General features: G+C 32.7%; 23 protein-coding genes. 11 read left to right on the top strand and 12 right to left on the bottom strand.

Annotation, left to right across the window (positions count from 1 at the left end):
* Window positions 1–4: 4 nt before the first annotated feature.
* The gene (locus FUA24_RS17820; RefSeq protein WP_148544424.1) at window positions 5–886 is read left to right on the top strand and encodes a DUF808 domain-containing protein; all 882 of its coding nucleotides are present in this window, start codon (window positions 5–7) and stop codon (window positions 884–886) included.
* 19 nt (window positions 887–905) lie between these two features.
* Here FUA24_RS17820 and FUA24_RS17825 read toward each other — a convergent pair whose 3' ends face one another.
* The 5 genes from FUA24_RS17825 to FUA24_RS17845 form a co-directional block, all read right to left on the bottom strand.
* Complete coding sequence (locus FUA24_RS17825) at window positions 906–1,073, bottom strand: Arc family DNA-binding protein (RefSeq protein WP_148544425.1); 168 nt, start codon at window positions 1,071–1,073, stop codon at window positions 906–908.
* 31 nt (window positions 1,074–1,104) lie between these two features.
* Window positions 1,105–1,962 (bottom strand): SPFH domain-containing protein, encoded by an 858-nt coding sequence (locus FUA24_RS17830; RefSeq protein ID WP_148544426.1) that lies wholly within the window; start codon window positions 1,960–1,962, stop codon window positions 1,105–1,107.
* Between the two features lie 277 nt (window positions 1,963–2,239).
* The gene (lptB, locus tag FUA24_RS17835) at window positions 2,240–2,980 is read right to left on the bottom strand and encodes an LPS export ABC transporter ATP-binding protein (protein WP_148544427.1); all 741 of its coding nucleotides are present in this window, start codon (window positions 2,978–2,980) and stop codon (window positions 2,240–2,242) included.
* Between the two features lie 44 nt (window positions 2,981–3,024).
* Window positions 3,025–3,849 carry a twin-arginine translocase subunit TatC gene (tatC, locus tag FUA24_RS17840; protein ID WP_148544428.1) on the bottom strand — a complete coding sequence of 275 codons (825 nt, stop codon included), beginning with the start codon at window positions 3,847–3,849 and terminating at the stop codon, window positions 3,025–3,027.
* A complete protein-coding gene (locus FUA24_RS17845) occupies window positions 3,849–4,814 on the bottom strand; it encodes a KpsF/GutQ family sugar-phosphate isomerase (RefSeq protein WP_148544429.1) in 966 nt (321 codons plus the stop codon). Before FUA24_RS17845 ends, tatC begins: the two co-directional genes overlap by 1 nt.
* A gap of 200 nt (window positions 4,815–5,014) precedes the next feature.
* Here FUA24_RS17845 and FUA24_RS17850 point away from each other — a divergent pair, with 200 nt between their 5' ends.
* From FUA24_RS17850 to FUA24_RS17870, 5 genes are all read left to right on the top strand, one after another.
* Window positions 5,015–7,219 (top strand): ATP-dependent DNA helicase RecQ, encoded by a 2,205-nt coding sequence (locus FUA24_RS17850; RefSeq protein WP_148544430.1) that lies wholly within the window; start codon window positions 5,015–5,017, stop codon window positions 7,217–7,219.
* A 71-nt stretch (window positions 7,220–7,290) separates the two neighbouring features.
* Window positions 7,291–8,223, top strand: coding sequence for a peptidylprolyl isomerase (locus tag FUA24_RS17855; protein ID WP_148544431.1), 933 nt, complete (start codon window positions 7,291–7,293; stop codon window positions 8,221–8,223).
* A gap of 135 nt (window positions 8,224–8,358) precedes the next feature.
* A complete protein-coding gene (locus FUA24_RS17860; RefSeq protein WP_148544432.1) occupies window positions 8,359–8,781 on the top strand; it encodes a hypothetical protein in 423 nt (140 codons plus the stop codon).
* Between the two features lie 49 nt (window positions 8,782–8,830).
* Entirely contained in the window at window positions 8,831–9,376 is a 546-nt protein-coding gene (locus FUA24_RS17865; protein ID WP_148544433.1) for a YfiT family bacillithiol transferase, read from the top strand.
* Window positions 9,377–9,379: 3 nt separating this feature from the next.
* Window positions 9,380–9,865: a GNAT family N-acetyltransferase gene (locus FUA24_RS17870; protein ID WP_148544434.1), complete on the top strand. Its 486-nt coding sequence runs from the start codon at window positions 9,380–9,382 to the stop codon at window positions 9,863–9,865.
* Here FUA24_RS17870 and FUA24_RS17875 read toward each other — a convergent pair.
* Window positions 9,862–10,419 carry a thioredoxin family protein gene (locus FUA24_RS17875; RefSeq protein WP_148544435.1) on the bottom strand — a complete coding sequence of 186 codons (558 nt, stop codon included), beginning with the start codon at window positions 10,417–10,419 and terminating at the stop codon, window positions 9,862–9,864. The two genes, FUA24_RS17870 and FUA24_RS17875, sit on opposite strands and share 4 nt — an antisense overlap.
* Before the next feature lie 46 nt (window positions 10,420–10,465).
* Here FUA24_RS17875 and FUA24_RS17880 point away from each other — a divergent pair, with 46 nt between their 5' ends.
* On the top strand, window positions 10,466–10,801 hold the full coding sequence (locus FUA24_RS17880) for a tRNA-binding protein (RefSeq protein ID WP_148544436.1): 336 nt from the start codon (window positions 10,466–10,468) through the stop codon (window positions 10,799–10,801).
* A gap of 59 nt (window positions 10,802–10,860) precedes the next feature.
* On the opposite strand, the gene FUA24_RS17885 is transcribed toward FUA24_RS17880, so the two are convergent.
* Both FUA24_RS17885 and FUA24_RS17890 read right to left on the bottom strand, forming a co-directional pair.
* Window positions 10,861–11,256 carry a PUR family DNA/RNA-binding protein gene (locus FUA24_RS17885; protein ID WP_148544437.1) on the bottom strand — a complete coding sequence of 132 codons (396 nt, stop codon included), beginning with the start codon at window positions 11,254–11,256 and terminating at the stop codon, window positions 10,861–10,863.
* 152 nt (window positions 11,257–11,408) lie between these two features.
* Window positions 11,409–13,166, bottom strand: coding sequence for an ABC transporter ATP-binding protein (locus FUA24_RS17890; RefSeq protein ID WP_148544438.1), 1,758 nt, complete (start codon window positions 13,164–13,166; stop codon window positions 11,409–11,411).
* A gap of 206 nt (window positions 13,167–13,372) precedes the next feature.
* Between FUA24_RS17890 and nusB the strand changes: the two genes are divergently transcribed.
* From nusB to yajC, 3 genes are all read left to right on the top strand, one after another.
* Entirely contained in the window at window positions 13,373–14,317 is a 945-nt protein-coding gene (gene nusB, locus FUA24_RS17895) for a transcription antitermination factor NusB (RefSeq protein WP_246147087.1), read from the top strand.
* An 84-nt stretch (window positions 14,318–14,401) separates the two neighbouring features.
* Window positions 14,402–14,872 carry a DUF1573 domain-containing protein gene (locus FUA24_RS17900; protein ID WP_148544439.1) on the top strand — a complete coding sequence of 157 codons (471 nt, stop codon included), beginning with the start codon at window positions 14,402–14,404 and terminating at the stop codon, window positions 14,870–14,872.
* Window positions 14,872–15,162, top strand: coding sequence for a preprotein translocase subunit YajC (gene yajC, locus FUA24_RS17905; RefSeq protein WP_148544440.1), 291 nt, complete (start codon window positions 14,872–14,874; stop codon window positions 15,160–15,162). Before FUA24_RS17900 ends, yajC begins: the two co-directional genes overlap by 1 nt.
* A gap of 74 nt (window positions 15,163–15,236) precedes the next feature.
* On the opposite strand, the gene cysK is transcribed toward yajC, so the two are convergent.
* Genes cysK through pepT form a run of 3 tightly spaced genes read right to left on the bottom strand, consistent with a single transcriptional unit; the run spans window position 15,237 to window position 18,005 of the window.
* Window positions 15,237–16,145, bottom strand: coding sequence for a cysteine synthase A (cysK, locus tag FUA24_RS17910; RefSeq protein ID WP_148544441.1), 909 nt, complete (start codon window positions 16,143–16,145; stop codon window positions 15,237–15,239).
* A gap of 11 nt (window positions 16,146–16,156) precedes the next feature.
* Complete coding sequence (locus FUA24_RS17915) at window positions 16,157–16,756, bottom strand: YdeI/OmpD-associated family protein (protein ID WP_148544442.1); 600 nt, start codon at window positions 16,754–16,756, stop codon at window positions 16,157–16,159.
* Between the two features lie 4 nt (window positions 16,757–16,760).
* Window positions 16,761–18,005, bottom strand: a complete 1,245-nt coding sequence (gene pepT / locus FUA24_RS17920) for a peptidase T (RefSeq protein ID WP_148544443.1) — start codon at window positions 18,003–18,005, stop codon at window positions 16,761–16,763.
* 143 nt (window positions 18,006–18,148) lie between these two features.
* Between pepT and FUA24_RS17925 the strand changes: the two genes are divergently transcribed.
* Complete coding sequence (locus tag FUA24_RS17925; RefSeq protein ID WP_148544444.1) at window positions 18,149–19,183, top strand: quinone-dependent dihydroorotate dehydrogenase; 1,035 nt, start codon at window positions 18,149–18,151, stop codon at window positions 19,181–19,183.
* Here FUA24_RS17925 and FUA24_RS17930 read toward each other — a convergent pair.
* Complete coding sequence (locus tag FUA24_RS17930) at window positions 19,176–21,119, bottom strand: T9SS type A sorting domain-containing protein (RefSeq protein WP_148544445.1); 1,944 nt, start codon at window positions 21,117–21,119, stop codon at window positions 19,176–19,178. The genes FUA24_RS17925 and FUA24_RS17930 overlap by 8 nt on opposite strands.
* Window positions 21,120–21,133 lie beyond the last annotated feature (14 nt).

A 21,133-nucleotide genomic window follows, 5' to 3' on the forward strand; every position in this document is an offset into this window, starting at 1 on the left:
ATTTATGGCTTCAGGTTTTTTTGCACTACTAGATGATATTGCTGTTCTAATGGATGATGTCGTTGCTATGAGTAAGATTTCTACAAAGAAAACAGCAGGTATTTTAGGAGATGATTTAGCCGTTAATGCAGAGAAAGCTACTGGTTTTGTTGCGTCCAGAGAGTTGCCTGTTTTATGGGCAATTACTAAAGGTTCTGCTCTGAACAAACTTATTATTTTGCCCATTGCATTCTTGTTAAGTGCATTTTTGCCTATTGCAGTTACAATTGCATTAGTTTTAGGCGGATTGTATTTAGCTTATGAAGGTGTAGAGAAAATATATGAGTTTTTCTTTCACCGAAAAGAAGCGTCTCCAAATCATGTTTATGCCGATAAAACATTAAGCGAAGAAGAGCAGAGAGAAGCTGAAAAAAAGAAAATAAAATCTGCTATTTTCACAGATTTTATCTTGTCCGTTGAAATAGTAATAATTGCCTTAGGTACTGTTTTAGAAAAGCCCATTTTATTTCAAGTGCTCGTAGTATCAATAGTCTGTATTATTGCTACTGTAGGTGTTTATGGGATTGTGGCATTAATAGTAAGGATGGATGATTTTGGTTATAGATTAATAAGACTAAGCTCAAATGGAAAGGGTGTTTTAGCTTTATTGGGTAACTTTTTGGTTAGAGCTTTACCTTTGGTGATAAAAAGTTTAGCCGTAATTGGCACCATAGCACTTATTTTAGTGGCAGGTGGTATTTTTGTCCATAATATAGAATATTTACATCATTTTCTAGAGACCCTACCTTCTATCCTAAGAGATTTTATTGTTGGATTATTAGTTGGAATAGTGACTTTAATTTTAGTGAAAGGTTTTAAAACCATTTTTCTTTCTAAGAAGAATTAATGATTCGAAAGATAAAGTTTTATTCTTCTGATTTTTTCTTGGGAGATCGCTTAGACTTTTTTAGGCTTTCATTTAACATCCATTCAATTTGACCATTAGTGCTGCGGAATTCATCCGCAGCCCATTTTTCAATTGCTTTAAGCATATCTTCATTTATGCGCAATGCAAAAGCTTTTTTTTTGGCCATTTGATTATAAATTTAAGTGCAAATGTATTATTTATTGATTTAAAGTACCAGTATTTAATACGGGAGAAGCTTCTTTGTCTCCACACAAAATGACCATTAAATTACTAACCATAGCGGCTTTTCGTTCTTCATCTAAATCAACAACATCTTTTTTATTTAATTCTTCTAGAGCCATTTCTACCATGCTCACAGCACCTTGAACTATTTTATGTCTTGCAGCAACTATAGCTGTAGCTTGTTGACGTTTTAACATGGCATTTGCTATTTCTTGGGCGTAGGCTAAATAGCCAATTCTAGCTTCTAAAACTTCTATACCAGCTATAGACAGGCGTTCTTGAATTTCTTTTTCAAGTGCTTCGCTAACCTCATTTACACTAGAGCGGAGGGTAATATCTTCTTCATGTCCTTCATCTGCAAAATTATCGTATGGATACATACTGGCTAGTTTTCGAACGGCGGCATCGGTTTGTACTCGTACAAAGTTTTCGAAATTATCAACGTCAAATGCAGCTTTATATGTGTTTTTAACCCGCCAAACCAAAATGGTACTTATCATAATTGGATTACCCAACTTATCATTTACTTTTAACCGCTCACTATCAAAATTACTGGCTCTAAGAGAAACTTTCTTTTTCGTGAAAAATGGATTTACCCAATAAAATCCGTTTTTATTAATTGTACCTACATATTTTCCAAAAAGGACTAAAACTCTTGAATTGTTTGGTTGAACCATAACAAATCCTTTTACTAAGATAACTGCAAAGATTATCATAAAAACCCCTATTGGATTTTGCATTGCCAATACTATACCTCCCAGAATTATTAATAATATGAAGACAAAGAGTATTAAGTATCCATCTACGGGTGTAATGATTTTTTCTTCTTTCATGATATTTGAAATTTAAAATGATATTAAAATGATATCATAAAGATATGAATAAATAATTGAATTCATGATTTTAAAGAACAACTCTTTAATTTAAAACATAGACCACTTCACCAAACTAATAGCTATTAAAACATTTCTAATTAAATAGCAATGTATAAAAGGTATAGATAAAAACCTCTTTTGTAAAATGTGTAGAGATAGAGGCAATGCTCTAAAAGAGAAGAATTCTATATAAGACTAGAATTTTTTGAATAGTAGAAGAATGTAGTCTTGGGTTTTAGTCCCTAATCTTCTTTTTACGCAGCTCAAAGTTTTGACCTAAATAAACTTTACGCACCATTTCATCATTGGCTAAATCTTCAGGAATACCGTGTTTTAGAATTCCACCTTCAAACATAAGGTAGGTTCTGTCTGTAATGGCAAGTGTTTCTTGCACGTTGTGGTCCGTGATTAAAATCCCAATGTTCTTTTTTGTTAACTGTGCCACAATTCGCTGTATATCTTCAACAGCAACAGGGTCTACACCAGCAAAAGGTTCATCTAACAAAATAAAATTAGGATCTGTAGCAAGCGCACGGGCAATTTCAGTACGTCTGCGTTCACCACCAGATAATAAATCACCACGGTTTTTTCTAATATGTCCTAAACCGAACTCTTCAATAAGAGATTCCATTTTATGGTGCTGTTCCTTTTTACTTAGTTTTGTAAGTTGTAGAACGCTTAATATATTATCTTCTATACTTAGTTTTCTAAAAACAGAAGCTTCTTGTGCTAAATACCCTATACCATTTTGAGCACGTTTGTACATGGGGTAATTAGTGATTTCAGTGTTGTCTAAAAAAATATTTCCACCATTAGGTTTTACAAAACCAACAATCATGTAGAAAGACGTAGTTTTCCCAGCGCCATTAGGTCCTAATAAACCAACGATTTCCCCTTGGTTTACTTCTAAAGACACGCCTTTTACTACTTTTCGTCCGTTATAGGACTTCATTAAATTTTCAGCTCTTAAAATCATACTTGCAATAACGTAAAATTTAATTAATTATTGGCTTTAAAGCACTAGGCTTTTGCAGCTTGTTTTTTTCTTTCGTTTTTAACAACAATTTTAGAAATGTATATACTTACCTGATACAAGATTAAAATTGGAATAGCTACAATAACCTGACTTGCTATATCCGGAGGCGTAATTATAGCAGAAAGAATTAAAACTATAACCAAAGCATATTTTCTATATTTTCTAAGTCCTTCTGGTGTTGCAAGGCCTATTTTAGTTAAGAAATAAATTATAATTGGTAGCTCAAAAATTAATCCAGAAGCTAAAACAGATGATCTTACCAGGGCTATATAAGAGCTAATATCAATCTGATTATCTACTACATCGGCCACATTATAATTGGCCAAAAAGTTAATGGATAATGGTGTTACAATATAATAACCAAATAGAACCCCTAAAAAGAATAAGATGGATGAAATAATGATAAACCCTTTTGAATGTCTTCTTTCGTTATCATGTAAACCAGGACTAATAAATTTCCAAAGTTGATAAATAACATAAGGAAAGGAAATGATAAAGCCTCCTAAAATAGCTGTCCATACATCAGCAGAAAATTGGCCTGCCATGGTTCTGTTTTGAATGATCATAGGTATCTCTTCGTTACAGAATGTAGTTTCTACCCCAATATAGGTTGCTGCTCTACACAGTAACTCATAAGTTGGAAAACTCATGTCTATAGGCGCGAAAATTATGGATTGAAAAATGAATCTACTAAAAATAAAAGCCAAAGTGGCTACAATCATTACGGCTGCACAAATTCTAATTAAATGCCACCTTAAATCCTCAAGATGATCTAAAAAAGACATCTCGTTAATATTCTTTTTTGCCATTATATAATGCCTTCTTTTATTAAATCATGTAGATGTACCACACCTGCATATTTTCCATTTTCTTCAACTAGCAATTGCGAAATTCCATTAGTTTCCATAATATCAAGGGCATCAACAGCCATAGTGTCGGCACTCACGCGTTTGGGAGTTTTACCCATTATATCTTTTGCTGTTAAAGTAGAAAAATCTATTGTATCACTTAACATACGCCTTATGTCACCATCGGTTATAATACCCACAATTTCTTTATTTTCAACAACAGCGGTTACACCCAATCGTTTTTTTGATATTTCAACAATAACATCTTTTACATTAGTATCTAAAAACACCTGAGGTTTTTCATTAACCGAAGAAATATCTTGAACTCTTAGATACAGTTTTTTTCCTAATGAACCTCCAGGATGGTATTTAGCAAAATCATTACTAGAAAAACCACGCATTTCCAATAAACAAACAGCTAAAGCATCACCAACAACTAATTGAGCCGTAGTACTTGTTGTTGGAGCCAAATTATTCGGGCAAGCTTCTTTTTCAACAAACGCATTTAAAACATAATCTACTTGCTGGCCCAAAAAGGAATCTTTATTCCCAGTAATAGCAATCATTTTATTGTTTGCATTTTTTATTAAAGGAACTAAAACCTTTATTTCTGGGGTATTACCACTTTTAGAAATACAAATAACCACATCGTCCTTTAAAATTAAGCCTAAGTCTCCATGAATGGCATCAGCCGCATGCATAAATATAGCAGGCGTGCCAGTAGAGTTAAAAGTAGCTACAATCTTTTGGGCAATAATAGCACTTTTTCCTATGCCAGTTATAATAACCCGTCCTTTAGAATTATATATAAGTTTTACAGATGCTTCAAAATCTTCTGTAATCAAATTTGAGAGATTAAAAATTGCTTTACTTTCCTCTTCAATTGTTTGTTTAGCAATTTTTATAATAGATTTCTCGCTATTCAAAATTTATATGTTTTTAGTTGATGCTTTTAAAGAATTTATTATCTTTAAAGGTATTCAAATTTAAATTTTATTGTATTTTGGTTTCTCGTTACAAAACTAACGAAAAAAAATATGAGGGTTCTTTAAAATACTATTTTAAATTGTTCAATTTTTTGAAGGTTTATAAGTATTTTGGGTAGTTAATAAATTTTAATTAATTCATGTTGATAGCAAAAAATGACTTACATTCTGCGCTAAAAAAGTATTTTGGATTTAATAAATTCAAAGGGTTGCAAGAAGATGTTGTTGAAAGTATTTTATCAGGTAATCATACATTTGTAATTATGCCAACAGGGGGAGGTAAATCGCTCTGTTATCAATTACCTGCCTTAATGCAAGAAGGTACCGCAATTGTTGTGTCGCCATTAATTGCTTTAATGAAGAATCAAGTAGACGCTATAAGAGGAGTCTCTAATGAAGAAGGTATTGCTCACGTTTTAAATTCATCTTTAAATAAAACAGAAGTTAAACGTGTAAAGGAAGATATAATTAATGGAGTTACTAAACTACTATATGTAGCTCCAGAGTCTTTAACCAAAGACGAAAATGTAGATTTTTTAAAGTCAGTTAAAATCTCATTCATGGCTATTGATGAAGCCCATTGTATAAGTGAATGGGGGCATGATTTTAGACCAGAATACAGAAATCTAAGGCATATTATAGCAAGAATTGGAGAAGGCATTCCAATTATTGGTTTAACTGCAACGGCAACTCCTAAAGTTCAAGAAGATATAATTAAAAACTTGGGAATTACTGGGGCTAATACATTTAAAGCATCCTTTAACAGACCAAATTTATACTACGAAGTAAGACCAAAGACTAAGAATGTAGATGCCGATATCATTAGGTTTGTAAAACAGAATGAAGGTAAATCTGGCATTGTCTATTGTCTAAGTAGAAAACGTGTTGAAGAATTAGCTCAAGTTCTACAGGTTAATGGTATTAAAGCGGTGCCTTATCACGCAGGTTTAGATGCAAAATCAAGATCTAGCCATCAAGATATGTTCCTAATGGAAGATATTGATGTTGTAGTGGCCACAATAGCATTTGGTATGGGAATAGATAAGCCAGATGTTAGGTTTGTAATTCACCATGATATACCCAAGAGTATAGAAAGTTATTATCAAGAAACCGGGCGAGCTGGACGAGATGGAGGAGAAGGGCATTGTTTAGCATTCTACTCTTATAAAGACATAGAAAAGTTAGAGAAATTTATGTCTGGAAAACCTGTTGCTGAACAGGAAATAGGACATGCTTTATTGCAGGAAGTTGTTGCTTTTGCTGAAACTTCAATATCAAGAAGAAAATTCATTTTACATTATTTTGGAGAGGAGTTTGATGTTGAGACAGGAGAGGGAGGCGATATGGATGATAATGTTAGGCATCCCAAAAAGAAAGTAGAATCTCAGGATGATGTAGTAGTATTATTGGAAACCATTAGAGATACTAACCAAAAGTATAAATCTAAAGACCTTGTAAGCGTTATTGTTGGTGTTGAAAACGCTATGATTAATTCTCATAAAACCAATGAGCGACCTTTCTTTGGAAGAGGAAAAAGCAAAGAGAAGACGTATTGGATGGCGCTTTTAAGGCAGGTATTAGTTGCAGGGTATCTTAAAAAAGATATTGAAACATATGGTGTAATTAATTTAACCGATGGAGGACAGGATTTTATAAAGAAACCATCTTCATTTATGATGGCAGAAGATCATGTTTATGATTCGGAACAAGAAGATGGAAACATAATTACAGCAGCCAAAGGAGGTGGAGCTGCGGCTGATGAAAATTTAATGGGTATGCTTAAAGATTTGCGTAAGAAGAATGCAAAGAAATTAGGAGTACCTCCATTTGTGATTTTTCAAGATCCGTCTCTAGAAGATATGGCACTAAAATATCCTGTTTCTTTATCTGAGTTAGGAAATGTACACGGTGTTGGAGAAGGTAAAGCTAAAAAGTATGGTAAGGATTTTGTAGCCCTCATTGCCAAATATGTTGAAGAAAATGATATTGTAAGACCAGATGATTTGGTGGTAAAATCTACTGGAACTAATTCTGCAAACAAGCTTTATATCATTCAAAATATTGATAGAAAATTACCTTTAGATGATATTGCTTCTGCAAAAGGTTTAGAAATGGAAGATTTCATTAAACAGATGGAAGCTATTGTTTATTCCGGGACGAAATTAAACATTAGTTATTGGATTGATGAGATTTTAGATGAAGATCAACAAGAAGAAATTCATGAGTACTTTATGGAATCTGAATCTGATGGTATAAATGACGCTATAGATGAGTTTGATGGTGATTATGACGAAGAAGAATTGCGTTTATACAGAATTAAGTTTATAAGCGAAGTTGCTAATTAGTAATTCCTTCTCTTAAACTTTTCACTTATAACTTTTAAGTCTATCTTTGCACTTTCTTAAAAAACAGAACAATGCAAGACGGTTTATACGCAAAATTCAATACAACAAAAGGTGAAATATTAGTTGCTCTAGAGTATCAAAAAACTCCAGGTACAGTAGGTAACTTTGTAGCTTTAGCTGAAGGTAATTTAGAGAACTCAGCAAAACCTCAAGGAACACCTTATTATGATGGATTAAAATTTCACAGAGTTATTCCAGATTTTATGATTCAAGGTGGTTGTCCTCAAGGTACTGGTACCGGAAATCCAGGTTACCAATTTGATGATGAGTTTCACCCAGATTTAAAGCATGACGGTCCAGGAGTTTTATCTATGGCTAATGCAGGCCCTGGTACTAACGGGAGTCAATTCTTTATTACTCATGTAGAAACATCATGGTTAGATGGTAATCATACCGTTTTTGGAAAAGTTAAAGAAGGACAAGATGTTGTTGATGCAATTGCTCAGGGTGATGCAATTGAAAGCTTAGAAATAGTTAGAGTTGGTGCAGAAGCTGAAGGTTTTAATGCTATTGAAGCTTTTAGAACATTTGAAGGAGCCAGAGAAAAGAGAGTTGCAGAAGAAAAGGCAAAAGCAGAAGCTGAATTGGATAAATTAGCCGCTGGATTTGAAAAAACTGATAGTGGACTAAGATATCAAATCATTCAAAACGGAGATGGTGTAAAAGCCGAAAAGGGCCAAACAGTTTCAGTACATTACAAAGGTCAACTATCTGACGGAACTGTTTTTGATTCTTCATACAAAAGAAACCAACCTATAGATTTTCCATTAGGTGTTGGACAAGTAATTCCTGGTTGGGATGAAGGTATCCAATTATTAAAGGTTGGAGATAAGGCACGTTTAGTAATACCAAGTAATTTAGGGTACGGAAGCAGAGGTGCTGGTGGTGTAATTCCACCAAATGCTACATTAATTTTTGATGTAGAATTAATGAATGTGAAGTAATAAATTCTTCTATAATAAAAGGATAGAGCACTCTTTAATTAGAGTGCTTTTTTTTTGCTTTTGTGTTATAGATTTAAAACTATGTTTAGTCGATATTTTTTCCAAAACTCTTTGGTAAAATATAACTTGTGAACTATGATTAGAGTAAAAGATACCGAGTTTTATAAAGAGGTTATTAAAGAACTTAATTACGCCTTTGGTGATGTATATGTGTTTAAAGGAATAGTTATTTCCGAAATAAAAGGCGGTATTAATTTTACATGGGATGAGCATGCTAAACAGATAGTAGAAGATATCTCTTGTTATTTGGGTACCGATGGCACCAATATAATTTATATATCTAATAGAATTAACTCGTATTCTGTAACACCTCAAGATTGGCTAAAGTTCTTTAAGTTTAATTATGGGCTTAAGGGGTATTACGTGGTTACTAATACCAATCAAGGAAACCTAAATACAACATTTGAACGTTTGTTTTTTAAGAATAAGATAAAAAAGTTTACTTCTCTTTACGAAGCCATTAATTCTGCCAAAAGCAATTCTGAAGAAGTTGTTTAAGTATAATTTAAAGTATATATTTAGTTAACAAACTAAAGAATATACTGTTTTGAAAGAAAGCGACTTAGAAAAATTAAAGTATCCTATTGGGCAATTTGAATGTCCATCTCCAGTTACAAAGAAAGATATAAATAACTGGATTACTACCTTGGAACATTTTCCAATAAAGTTTGAAGCTCTGGTAAAGCATCTTACTAAAGAACAATTAGATACCCCTTATAGACCAGGTGGTTGGACGGTTAGGCAAACTGTTCATCATGTTTCAGATAGTCACCATCATAGTTACACGCGTTTTAAATGGGCTTTAACAGAAGATAAACCTTTAATAAAAGCCTATGACGAAAAACTATGGGCAGAATTGGAAGATAGTAAAACAGATCCCATCCAGATGTCCTTAGAACATATAAAGGCAATTCACTATAAGTTAGTTAATTTACTTAAGAAGTTATCTGATGATGATTTAAACAAGGGGTTTATACATCCAGAAACTAATTCCGAAGTGCAGTTGTCTTATAATATTGGAAATTATGCTTGGCATAGTAATCATCATTATGCACATATAGAAAATGTACTTAAAGAAAATGGTTGGTTATAAACTATGATTAGGGCTTTTCAAGAGAAAGATATCCAAGAACTCTTGGATATCTATAATTATTACGTGCTAAATTCTGTTGCCACATTCGATGATGTAGCGTTGTCTTTTGAAACATTCTCGGATAAGGTAACTCGAATAAATTCTGAATTTCCTTTTTTAGTGTATGAAGATGAAGGTAAGCTTTCAGGTTTTGCTTACGGCAGTAAGTTTAGACCAAAACCAGCTTATAAAAATACAGTAGAGCTTACGGTTTATGTAGCAAATAATGCACATGGTAAGGGGATTGGAACCAAGTTGTATGAGGAATTAATAGCAGAACTTAAGACACAAAATTATCATATAGCCCTGGGGGCACTTACATTACCTAATACAGCCAGTGAAAAGTTACATGAGAAACTAGGCTTTAAAAAGGTAGCGCACCTTAGTGAGGTAGGACTAAAATTTGGGAAATGGCAGGATGTAGGGATGTATCAGCTTAAGTTAAACTAAGATTTCCACTTAATATTACACCCAATACTTGGCTTTTGTAATGCTTTATTTTCCTTACCTTCAACAACATGGTCTAAGGCATTTCTTAAATCTTCGCCATTTAAAGGTTTATCATTTCCTGGTCTGGAATCATCTAACTGCCCCCTGTAAACTAATTTATTTTCAGAATTAAAAAGGTAAAAATCTGGCGTACATGCTGCATCATAAGCCTTTGCGACTTCTTGTGTCTCATCATATAGATATGGAAAAGGATAACCTTGAGTCTTAGCGTGAATTGTCATTTTTTCGGGACTATCTTGTGGATAGTTCACAACATCATTACTTGAAATAGCAGCAAACCCGATGCCTTTTTCAGAATAACTATTGGCTAAGGCTACAATTTCAGAATTTACATGAATTACAAAAGGGCAATGATTGCATATAAACATTACAACGGTTCCTTTTTCACCTTTAATATCGTTTAGGGCTTTAAAAGCGCCAGAAATGGTGTCTAGTAAAGAAAAGTCTGGAGCCGTAGTTCCTAACGGTAGCATGTTTGAAGGTGTTCTTGCCATAATATTTTGTTTAGTCAAAGTTCGTAAATATTTATATTTTTAAAAAATGAACACTGCAATAACTTTTGAGGATTTTACTAAAGTAGACATAAGAATAGGAACTATTATTGAAGTAAAAGACTTTCCTGAAGCCAGAAATCCGGCTTATAAATTAATAATTGATTTTGGAGAATTAGGAATTAGAAAAACTTCGGCACAAATCACTACGCTTTATAACAAGGATAAATTACTTAATAAGCAGGTATTGGCAGTGGTAAACTTTCCTAAAAAACAAATAGCTAAGTTTATGAGTGAATGTTTAGTTTTAGGAGCAGTTCAAGGAAATGACGTTATACTTCTAAACCCAGAGAAAAAGATTAAAAATGGGACAGTAGTATCTTAAATGAATAAAAAAAGCAGCGAAAAACGCTGCTCTTAATTATTTAGTAAGGGTAGAAGTGATTAAATATCATCAAAATCTACGTCTGTAAAACTTTCGGTAGTTTTAAGTGTGTCTTCAGTTTCAGACTTAGCAGAAGAATAATCGTTGTTATATTCTTTCTTAAAATCCTTTTGATGACGTTCGCTAATAACTTCGTCACCTTTTTGTTCTATAATATAATCTGTCATTTCACCTAGAATACTTTTAAACTCAGAGAAGTCTTCCTTGTAAATGTATATTTTGTGCTTTTTGTAGTGAAAAGATCCATCGTCATTTGTAAACTTTTTACTTTCCGTAATAGTTAAGTAATAATCATCTGCTTTAGTAGCCCTCACGTCAAAGAAATATGTGCGTCTACCAGCTCTCAATACTTTCGAAAATATCTCTTCTCGCTCCATCATATCATTATTATTCATGGTTAAATAGAAATTTATTTAAATTATAGTTTGTGTATCAAAAATCTAAAAAAAACCGTTACTAACCAACATTTTATGAACTTTCTTTTTGAAATGTTCGGTTTTACTGCAATTTTTTTAATAAAAATTAATATAAATTATTGATTTTTAGACTACTTAGAAGAGCCTTCACTTATCTGTTTTAAATATAAATCTTTATAGTATCCATCTTGGTTTATAAGGCTTTCATGTGTGCCTTCTTGAACAATTTTACCATCGTCTAAAACAATAATTTTAGTTGCATTTTTAGCAGAAGAAACTCTATGGCTTACAATTATTGATGTTTTTCCTTTAGAGATTTTGTTGAGGTTTTTAAGGATTTTCTCTTCGGTTTCCGTATCAACCGCAGAAAGACAGTCATCAAATAAAAGAATTTTAGGAGATTTTATAATTGCTCTTGCAATTGAAACACGTTGCTTTTGTCCACCAGAAAGTGTAATACCACGTTCCCCTAATACGGTATCATAACCATTACTAAATTTCTTGATGTTTTTATGAACCTGAGCGTTTTTAGCAGCTTCAATAACATCCTCATCTGTAGCGTCTTCTTTCCCGAATTTAATGTTGTTTTTAATGGAATCTGAAAACAAAAAAGCATCCTGCGGCACATAGCCGATATTATCTCTCAGGGTATATAGATTATGTTTTTCAATGTTGGTATCATTTATTGCAATTGCACCACTATCAATATCGTATAGCCTCCCAATTAAGTCTAATATCGTTGATTTACCAGAACCAGTTTTACCTAAAATGGCTAAAGTTTCTCCTTGCTTAACATTAAAGCTTACGCCTTTTAGTGCCTGAATGTTCGTATCATCATAGGTAAACGAAACATTAGTGAAGGTTATATCTCCAGTAATTTCGGTTGCCGTTTCAACTGTGTTTTTAATTTCAGGTTCTAATTTTAAAAACTGATTGATACGTTTTTGCGAGGCTTCGGCTTGTTGAACTATAGATGTAACCCAACCCACTGTAGCCACTGGCCATGTGAGCATATTTACATAAATTATAAATTCTGCAATGGTACCTATACTTTCTATTTCTCCATTGATATATTGCATACCTCCAAAGTAAATAACCAAAAGATTACTTGTTCCTATGAGTAAAATCATCATAGGAAAAAACCAAGCCTGTACTTTAGCAAGGTTTACTTGTTTCTCTTTACTTTCTAATGCTAATGAATTAAAATTTGACGATGTTTGTCCTTCTATACCATAAGCTTTAATTACAGAGATTCCACTAAACGATTCTTGCGTAAACGTAGAGAGCTTAGATAAATACTCTTGCACAATAGTACTCCTATTGTGAATTTCTCTACTAAGCTTATATATAATTACCGAAAGAATTGGTAATGGAAGAATAGTGTACATAGCTAAAGTAGGCGCAGCCTTAAACATATAAATTAATGCCACAACAAATAGTGCAACAGTATTAATACTGTACATTATAGCAGGACCGGCATACATTCTTACTCTACCAACATCCTCTGTAATGCGGTTCATTAAATCGCCAGTTCTATTGTTTTTATAAAAGTTTAAAGACAATTTTTGATACTGTTCGTAGATTTCGTTTTTAAGATCAAACTCTATATATCTCGATACATTTATAATGGTTTGACGCATAAAAAAGGTAAGTACACCAGCTATTAAAGCAGCTCCTATTATCCAAATAATAGCTTGTGTTAGCTCAGTTTTAAATACATCACTTGTTATTTTAGCTTCGTCATATCTTTCAATTGCAACAAAAATCCTCTTAACATACCTAGGCGTATAAAGTAAAAATATCCTAGCTGCAACTGTAATAATTCCACCTATAATAAGATGCGTTTTATACTTAGAAAAATATTTGTTTAGGTGTTTTAGTTCTTTCATCTATAATAAGGAAACAAGAAAGCAAATATAAGCTATATTAAACTATAAATGGTGATTTGAAGCGTTTTGATATTGTTAAAAATAGCCCAAAATTTTAATGAAATAATAAAAATTAAAAATGAAGATTCTTTTCAAAATAATATTATTTTTGCAGCGTAATAAACAGTAAACACTTTACTATAACTTAATTTAAGTTCTTTGTAATTATGCTAAATAGAAGACATATTCGTGTAAAAGTTATGCAAACTTTGTACGCCTATAAAGGAGGCGAAAGTGATGATTTTAGTAAAGATCAGAAGTTTTTACTATTTAGTATTAATAACATGTACAATTTGTATTTGCTGTTAATTTCTTTACTACTAGAGGTTAAGAAAAGAGCAGATGTAGATCTTCAAAAGAAACAAAAGAAGCACCTTGCCACTAAAGAAGACAAGGACCCAAATAAGAAGTTTGTAAATAATCAATTATTAAAAGTCTTGGCCGATAACTTAAGGTTAAAAGACCATTTAGATTTGTATAAGATTAATAATTGGGAATTAGATACAGAATATATTGAAATTATCTTTAAAGATATTTTAAATAGTGATATCTATAAAGAGTACATGCAAACAAGGGTATCAGATTTTAAAGAAGACAAGGCGTTTGTTATAGATATTTACAAAGAAATTATTGCTCCTAATGATAAGTTATATGATTATATTGAGGACAAGAATTTAACGTGGTTAGATGATTTACCAACTGTAAATACCACAATTCTAAAACTGCTTAGGAAGGTAAAACAAACTACTGATGAAACACACTTTACTCCAAAATTATTTAAAGAAGAAGAGGATAAGCAATTTGCTATAGATTTGTTTAAGAAAACCCTTTTAAACAGATCTGCTTTAAATACAGAAATAGATAAAAAGACTAAAAACTGGGATGCTGAGAGAATTGCAGATATAGATTATATCCTTCTTCAAATGGCTATAAATGAGTTACAAAATTTCCCTTCAATACCAGTTAAAGTAACTATTAACGAATACTTAGAAATAGCTAAAGAATACTCCACGCCAAAAAGCAGTATTTTTATAAATGGAATTCTAGATAAGCTTGTTAAGGAATATACTGCTAACGGCACATTAAATAAGATTGGAAGAGGTCTTATGTAATTTATAGTTAAGAGTTCTTTAAAAGTTTTTAATAGATTAAATAATTATTATTTTTACACTTTAAATAGATAAATAACTAATAAAATGAAGAAAATAGTTTTAGGTTTAAGTGCAATGTGCTTAATAGCATTTACTTCTTGTAAAGAAAATGCAGCCCAAAAAATAGATGAAGCTAATATTGCAGCAGCGGCTAAAAGAGATGCAGATGCTTCTAAATTTCCTGTTCTTGAGTTTGATAAAACAGAGCACGATTTTGGAGAGATAGAAAAAGGGAAAAGTGTTTCTACTGTGTTTAAATATAAAAACGTTGGAGATGCACCATTAGTTATTACGGATATAAAAAGTACTTGCGGTTGTACAGTTCCTCAAGACTGGAGTAGAAAGCCTTTAGCAGTAGGAGGCTCTGGAGAATTTACTGTTACCTACAATGGTAGTGGTTCTAGTACAGTGTCTAAAACCATCACAGTAACAGCTAATACAGAAAAAGGAAAAGAATTAGTAAAAATTAAAGCATTTGTAAAAGATCCAAATGCTCAAAACAAACCAGTACAGTAATGGGAGAAGGTGGATTAGGGGCTTTTATGCCATTTATTTTAATGTTTGTGGTTATTTATTTCTTTATGATTGCTCCACAAATGAAGCGTGCTAAAAAAGAAAAGAAATTTGCAGCCGAACTTAAAAAAGGGGATAGAATTATTACTAAAAGCGGAATGCACGGTAAGGTTTTAGAGTTAAATGAAAAAGACAATAGTTGTGTCATTGAAACTATGTCTGGTAAAATTAAATTTGACCGTTCTGCTATTTCAATGGAGATGAGTAATAAATTAAATGCTCCAGCTAAATAAATTAGCGGAAATATAGAGATATAAAAAAGGCTTCATTTTAAATGAAGCCTTTTTTTATGAATTTAGTATTGTTGTTATAACAAACCTTCAATAGATAAGTAACGTTCTCCTGTGTCGTAGTTCATTGTTAGAACTGTTGCATCCGAATCAATGTCTGTTAGTTTCTTTCTAACAGCAGCTAAAGAAGCACCACTAGAAATTCCAACTAGTATACCTTCAGTCTTGGCTATATTTTGTACTTCGGCAAAAGCTTCTTCTTTAGTAATTCTTACTGCGCCATCAATTAAGTCAACATCAAAAACCTCAGGGAAAAAACCTGGTCCAATACCCTGAATTGGGTGAGGCCCTGGTTCGCCACCAGAAATTATTGGAGAATCGTCTGGTTCTACAGCAAATACTTTTAAATCGGGCATTTTATCTTTTAAAACTTTAGCCATACCCGTTATATGGCCTCCAGTTCCAACTCCTGTGATTAAGTAATCTAACCCATCAGGAAAGTCAGTTAAAACCTCTTGAGCTGTTGTTCTAATGTGAATTTCCGGATTTGCCTTATTGGTAAATTGAGATGGCATCCATGCATTGGTATTGTTAGCAACCAGTTCATTAGCTTTTTCAATGGTTCCGCCCAAGCCTTGCTCTTTAGGAGTTAATACTAAATTAGCTCCATAAGCTGCCATTAATCGTCTTCTTTCAACAGACATAGATTCTGGCATAACAAGTGTAAGTTTTAAACCTTTTACCGCTGCTACCATAGCTAAACCAATACCTGTATTACCAGAGGTGGGTTCAATAATATCGGTGTTTTTATTGATTAACCCCTTTTCCTCGGCGTCTTCTATCATAGCTAAAGCGATACGATCTTTGATACTACCTCCTGGGTTGGCTTTTTCTAATTTTAACCAAACATTTGTTTCAGGAAACATTTTACTAAGTTTTACAACTGGCGTGTTTCCTATACTTTCTAGTACATTATTAAATTTCATTTTATATTGTCTTAACAGTTTTTATATTTATCATGTAGGCCTACACCTTGCAATATCATTGGACTAATTTTTTCTAACCTAGATTGTTTTGTAGTTTCTCTTTTGGCAGATTGAATATACTCGCAATACTCGCGTTGTTTATATGGTGTTAGGTTACTAAATGCATTTTTTAATTCGGAATTATTGTTTAATACTGCATGCAATTCTTCTGGAATTACAATGTCCTTTTTAGTCCTATCTGGTTTTGCTTCCTTACCTAATTTTTGATTTTCTATAGCTTCTTTTACATAATGAAGGATAACGTTTTTATCCATTTCCTCAATAGATGAAAAGTTAAGTTGTCTCATAGCTTTAGTTTTTCCTTCTTGAGCATTTCTTAGCAAATTATAGTGATCTTTGAGAAAAACACCATTAAAAAACCAAATTCCAAAATGGTCTTTAAAGGCACTAATACCAAGAACATTTTTTCCCTGTATTGTATAGGTAGGAATGCTCCATTTTAAGGTTTCCTCCAACTCAGTTGAAAGCATTATTGATCTTAAAATAGAAAGCGCTTCCGTCCATTTTGTGTTTTCTTCAATATATTCTTCAACCGAGGATACCTTTTTCATAAGTTTAGTTTTTATTTCTAAGCGCAGTGAGTTCAGCAATTTTACATATAACTTCCGTTGCCTTAATAATGCTTTCTACCGGAACATATTCATAGCGTCCATGAAAGTTATGTCCGCCAGCAAAAATATTAGGACAAGGTAACCCCATGTAGCTTAATTGAGAACCATCAGTTCCCCCACGAATAGCTTTAATTAAAGGTTTAATATCTAGTTGTTTCATTGCTTCTTCAGCTATATCAACAATATGCATAACAGGTTCAATCTTTTCCCGCATGTTGAAGTACTGATCCTTTATTTGGGTAGAAATAACTTCCATGCCATACTGGGAATTCAGTTCGTTAGTAAGTTTTTCCATAACCTCTTTTCTTGCTTCAAAATGGCCTTTGTCATGATCCCTTATAATGTATTGAAGTTTCGTTTCTTCAACCGAACCCTCCATATCATGTAAATGGAAAAAACCTTGATAATCCTCAGTATGCTCCGGAGTTTCTAATCTGGGTAAAGAATTAATAAACTCTGTAGCAATGTACATTGAATTAATCATTTTTCCTTTGGCATACCCAGGATGTACAATTTTACCCTTTATAGTAACCACGGCACTTGCAGCATTAAAGTTTTCATACTCTAACTCACCAATTTGACTACCGTCCATGGTATAAGCCCAATCCGCACCAAATTTTTCGACATCAAATTTATGTGCGCCCCGCCCAATTTCCTCATCTGGAGTAAAACCGACCCGAATTTTCCCATGTTTAATTTCTGGATTATTTATTAAGTATTCCATGGCCGATACTATTTCGCAAATACCAGCTTTATCATCTGCACCTAAAAGCGTTGTACCGTCTGTTGTTATTAAGGTTTGCCCCTTATAAAGTAGTAAGTCCTCAAAATAATCGGGAGAAAGTATTATGTTTTCGGCCTCATTTAAAACTATATCCTTACCATCATACGCTTCAATAATCTGAGGATTTACATTAGCTCCTGTAAAATCTGGAGAAGTATCAAAATGCGATATAAAGCCAATAGTAGGTACATCATAGTCTATGTTACTTGGTAATGTAGCCATTATATAAGCGTTGTCATCTATACTTACATCTTGCATACCAATAGTTTTTAATTCTTCGGCAAGCTTATTTGCTAAATCCCACTGTTTTTCTGTACTTGGTGTGGTCTTAGAATTTGGATCAGATTCAGTATCTATAGTAACGTAGCCTGTAAATCTTTTTATTATATGTTCTTTTGAAATCATTTAAAGTATAAATTAGAAAGTAGAATTTGAAAAGGTTATGAAAACCTCATACATTCAAAATTACAATTATTAATTTTTAGACCGTAACGATAGTGGTGTTTTTTATTTGAACATTTAAGTGTATTTTTGCACAAATATTACAGATGTACAAAGCACTTCTACGCCCAATATTTTTTTCATTCGACCCTGAAAAAATTCATCATTTTACGTTTAGTTTAATAAAATCAACCTCTAAAATACCTGGTTTTCCGGCATTATTCAGAAGTATATATGCTATTGAAGATAAGAAGTTAGAAAGAAACGTATTTGGACTTACATTTAAAAATCCGGTTGGTTTGGCTGCTGGTTTTGATAAAAATGCCGTTTTGTTCAATGAACTAGCCAATTTTGGATTTGGATTTATTGAAATAGGGACTGTAACTCCAAAAGGGCAAGCAGGAAACCCCAAAAAACGCTTGTTTCGGTTAAAGGATGATAAAGGTATTATTAACCGAATGGGATTTAATAATGAAGGCTTAGATGCTGCAATTACGCAATTAAAGAAGAACAAGGGTAAATTGATTATTGGCGGTAATATTGGTAAAAATACGGCTACCAAGCCCGAAGATTACACCGAAGATTATTTAACTTGTTTTAATGCCCTTCATCCTTATGTGGACTATTTCGTCTTGAATGTTAGTTGCCCTAACGTAGGAAGTCATGCCAAATTAAATGATAAAGATTATTTGGAAGAACTAATAGCTGAAGTTCAAAACGCGAATAGAAATTTTGAAAAGGAAAAACCAATACTATTAAAAATTGCTCCAGATTTAAATGATGGCCAATTAGATGAGATTGTGGATTTAGTTGAATCAACAAAGTTAGATGGTGTTATAGCTAGTAATACATCTGTAGATAGAACAGGTCTTAAGGCTTCTAAAGAGCGTCTAGATGAAATTGGTAATGGAGGATTAAGCGGACAGCCAATAAAAGATAGAAGTACAAGAGTTATAAAGTACCTATCAGATAAGAGTAATAATGCCTTTCCTATAATTGGAGTTGGAGGTATTCACTCAGCCAAAGATGCTTTAGAAAAAATAGAGGCCGGCGCTAGTTTGGTTCAAATATACACAGGCTTTATTTATGAAGGTCCACGACTCATTAAATCAATAAATAAGGCTATTTTAGGTACTACTTAATAAACCTTTTAGAAACTTTATGGTCTTGGTAAAAGACCGTTAGTAAGTATGAACCTGATGCTAATTTACTTGTATCTATTGGTCTATCTGTAACAACACCCGAAGCAAATTGTTGCCCCATTAAATTAGAGATAGAATAATGAGCTATTTCATTGCTTTCTAATTCATCTGCTTTAACAAATAATAAGTTGCCTTTAACTGGGTTAGGATAAAGACGAACAGAGTCATCAGAAATAGGAACACTTATAGTCTTTAAAAATACATTGTCTATAGCAATATCACCTTTCCAACCATCTCCTCTAACAGCTCTAAATCTGATATTAATCGTTTCATCTACATAAGAAGATAAATCAATGGTTTTATTCAGAAAAGCGTCGGTTCTTTCCATTTGTTGACTTCCTATTATAGGTTTAACAACGTCATTTATGTAACCATTACTAGTTTTAATATCAATATGAAGTTCGCCGATATTCTCGCCAAACATATGATAAGCAAATTCAAGCTCAGAATTTTCATGTATAATATCTATACAAGGAGAAATAAATTCGGCAATATCCCCTTTGTTAGCACCAGATGCTTCCGTATAAATAAATTTGTTTAGTTCACCTTTGGCATTATGATGGTCTATTAAAGGACCCGTTTCCTCAGAAGGCGAATCTCCATGAGTAATTAACCAGTTGTAGCCAGAATTATTAACATCTTTTACCGTCCATCCATTATCTCCTGCTATTTCAAAACTATTAAAGTTTTCATCAAAAAGATATTCTGTATGAATACCAACTTTAATTAATTTATCATAGGTTTTCGTTATTTGCTTTGATTCTTTGTATACAGTAAGTGTTACGTCATAAATTCCTGTTTCGAAAGTATGTGAAGGGTTTTGTTCAGTGTAATCTATAACGCCGTCAGAATTAATATCCCATTCCCATTTGGTAACGCCAAGACTATTATTATTAAAATTAACCGCTAATGTTTCTTCGCAGGTCTCAGTATTGCTAGCAGAAAAATCGGCACTAAAAGAAGCACAAGACAAATAATGCTTTTGGGTAACATAAAACGCATACATTCTTGCTAACTGTTGGTTAGAAAAATGTGTTCTACATTGCTTTTTCGAATAAGACATTATATTCTCAGTATCCGGGTTAAAAGCATGTCCATGTGCATCAGTTTCCGAGCCTGTATATTCACAATTATCGTTTACATTAGAGCTAGATAGTTTAGGATCTGCAGGTGTATCACATATACCATCACCATCGGTATCACAATTACTGCCATCAACCAGTTCTGTGGTTAAACCATTATTATCTGTTCCATGTGTGTGTAATAGTGAAAAGTAATGCCCCATTTCATGAGATAATGTAGAAATGTTAGAGGCGCAACTATTCTTTAGAACTATAAAATCACTTCCTCTTGAATTATTTGAATAGCCACAAATAACTTGGTCATATTCGTTTATAAGAGAAGGAGAAAAATAAAGGTTAATCACATTTTCAACATTATTAGATTCCAGTAAATCATCTATTTCCCCTTTTTTAATAACTACGTACTCGCTAGCATCAATGTAATCTATGTCTCCACAAATAAAGAATTCAAGATCGGAGCCTTCAAAAGATTCATTTAAAGTACCAAGTGCATTTTCTAGTTTAGAAATGTTTAGGCCTTTAGCTCCATTATTATCTCTTATGATATGAATTTTTACAGGAATATAATTTACGTACAGCGACGTTGCATTTTTTTGACTAAAATTTGCTTGTTTAGAGGCAAAACGTTGTTCAATAGATTTTAATTGAGGTTTAATACTTTTGAAAAGCTCAATTTGTTCCTTCGTAAAAGGATCATCATGAATAAGTTCAATATTTTGAGAGGAAAGAAAACCTACGTTCGATAGGAATATCGAAATAAGAAAATAGAGATAGCTAGGTGTTTTATAATTCATTTGGGGGCAAATTA

Source organism: Seonamhaeicola marinus, from assembly GCF_008085455.1.

Excerpts from the sequence above, each read along its gene's own strand:
- lptB (WP_148544427.1), bottom strand. The coding sequence starts at position 2,980 with ATGATTTTAAGAGCTGAAAATTTAATGAAGTCCTATAACGGACGAAAA.
- FUA24_RS17915 (WP_148544442.1), bottom strand. The coding sequence starts at position 16,756 with ATGAAAAAGGTATCCTCGGTTGAAGAATATATTGAAGAAAACACAAAA.
- FUA24_RS17875 (WP_148544435.1), bottom strand. The coding sequence starts at position 10,419 with ATGGCAAGAACACCTTCAAACATGCTACCGTTAGGAACTACGGCTCCA.
- nusB (WP_246147087.1), top strand. The coding sequence starts at position 13,373 with ATGCTAAATAGAAGACATATTCGTGTAAAAGTTATGCAAACTTTGTAC.
- FUA24_RS17880 (WP_148544436.1), top strand. The coding sequence starts at position 10,466 with ATGAACACTGCAATAACTTTTGAGGATTTTACTAAAGTAGACATAAGA.
- pepT (WP_148544443.1), bottom strand. The coding sequence starts at position 18,005 with ATGATTTCAAAAGAACATATAATAAAAAGATTTACAGGCTACGTTACT.
- FUA24_RS17820 (WP_148544424.1), top strand. The coding sequence starts at position 5 with ATGGCTTCAGGTTTTTTTGCACTACTAGATGATATTGCTGTTCTAATG.
- FUA24_RS17885 (WP_148544437.1), bottom strand. The coding sequence starts at position 11,256 with ATGAATAATAATGATATGATGGAGCGAGAAGAGATATTTTCGAAAGTA.
- FUA24_RS17850 (WP_148544430.1), top strand. The coding sequence starts at position 5,015 with ATGTTGATAGCAAAAAATGACTTACATTCTGCGCTAAAAAAGTATTTT.
- FUA24_RS17825 (WP_148544425.1), bottom strand. The coding sequence starts at position 1,073 with ATGGCCAAAAAAAAAGCTTTTGCATTGCGCATAAATGAAGATATGCTT.
- FUA24_RS17870 (WP_148544434.1), top strand. The coding sequence starts at position 9,380 with ATGATTAGGGCTTTTCAAGAGAAAGATATCCAAGAACTCTTGGATATC.
- FUA24_RS17930 (WP_148544445.1), bottom strand. The coding sequence starts at position 21,119 with ATGAATTATAAAACACCTAGCTATCTCTATTTTCTTATTTCGATATTC.
- FUA24_RS17860 (WP_148544432.1), top strand. The coding sequence starts at position 8,359 with ATGATTAGAGTAAAAGATACCGAGTTTTATAAAGAGGTTATTAAAGAA.
- tatC (WP_148544428.1), bottom strand. The coding sequence starts at position 3,849 with ATGGCAAAAAAGAATATTAACGAGATGTCTTTTTTAGATCATCTTGAG.
- FUA24_RS17830 (WP_148544426.1), bottom strand. The coding sequence starts at position 1,962 with ATGAAAGAAGAAAAAATCATTACACCCGTAGATGGATACTTAATACTC.
- cysK (WP_148544441.1), bottom strand. The coding sequence starts at position 16,145 with ATGAAATTTAATAATGTACTAGAAAGTATAGGAAACACGCCAGTTGTA.
- FUA24_RS17855 (WP_148544431.1), top strand. The coding sequence starts at position 7,291 with ATGCAAGACGGTTTATACGCAAAATTCAATACAACAAAAGGTGAAATA.
- FUA24_RS17925 (WP_148544444.1), top strand. The coding sequence starts at position 18,149 with ATGTACAAAGCACTTCTACGCCCAATATTTTTTTCATTCGACCCTGAA.
- FUA24_RS17900 (WP_148544439.1), top strand. The coding sequence starts at position 14,402 with ATGAAGAAAATAGTTTTAGGTTTAAGTGCAATGTGCTTAATAGCATTT.
- FUA24_RS17890 (WP_148544438.1), bottom strand. The coding sequence starts at position 13,166 with ATGAAAGAACTAAAACACCTAAACAAATATTTTTCTAAGTATAAAACG.
- yajC (WP_148544440.1), top strand. The coding sequence starts at position 14,872 with ATGGGAGAAGGTGGATTAGGGGCTTTTATGCCATTTATTTTAATGTTT.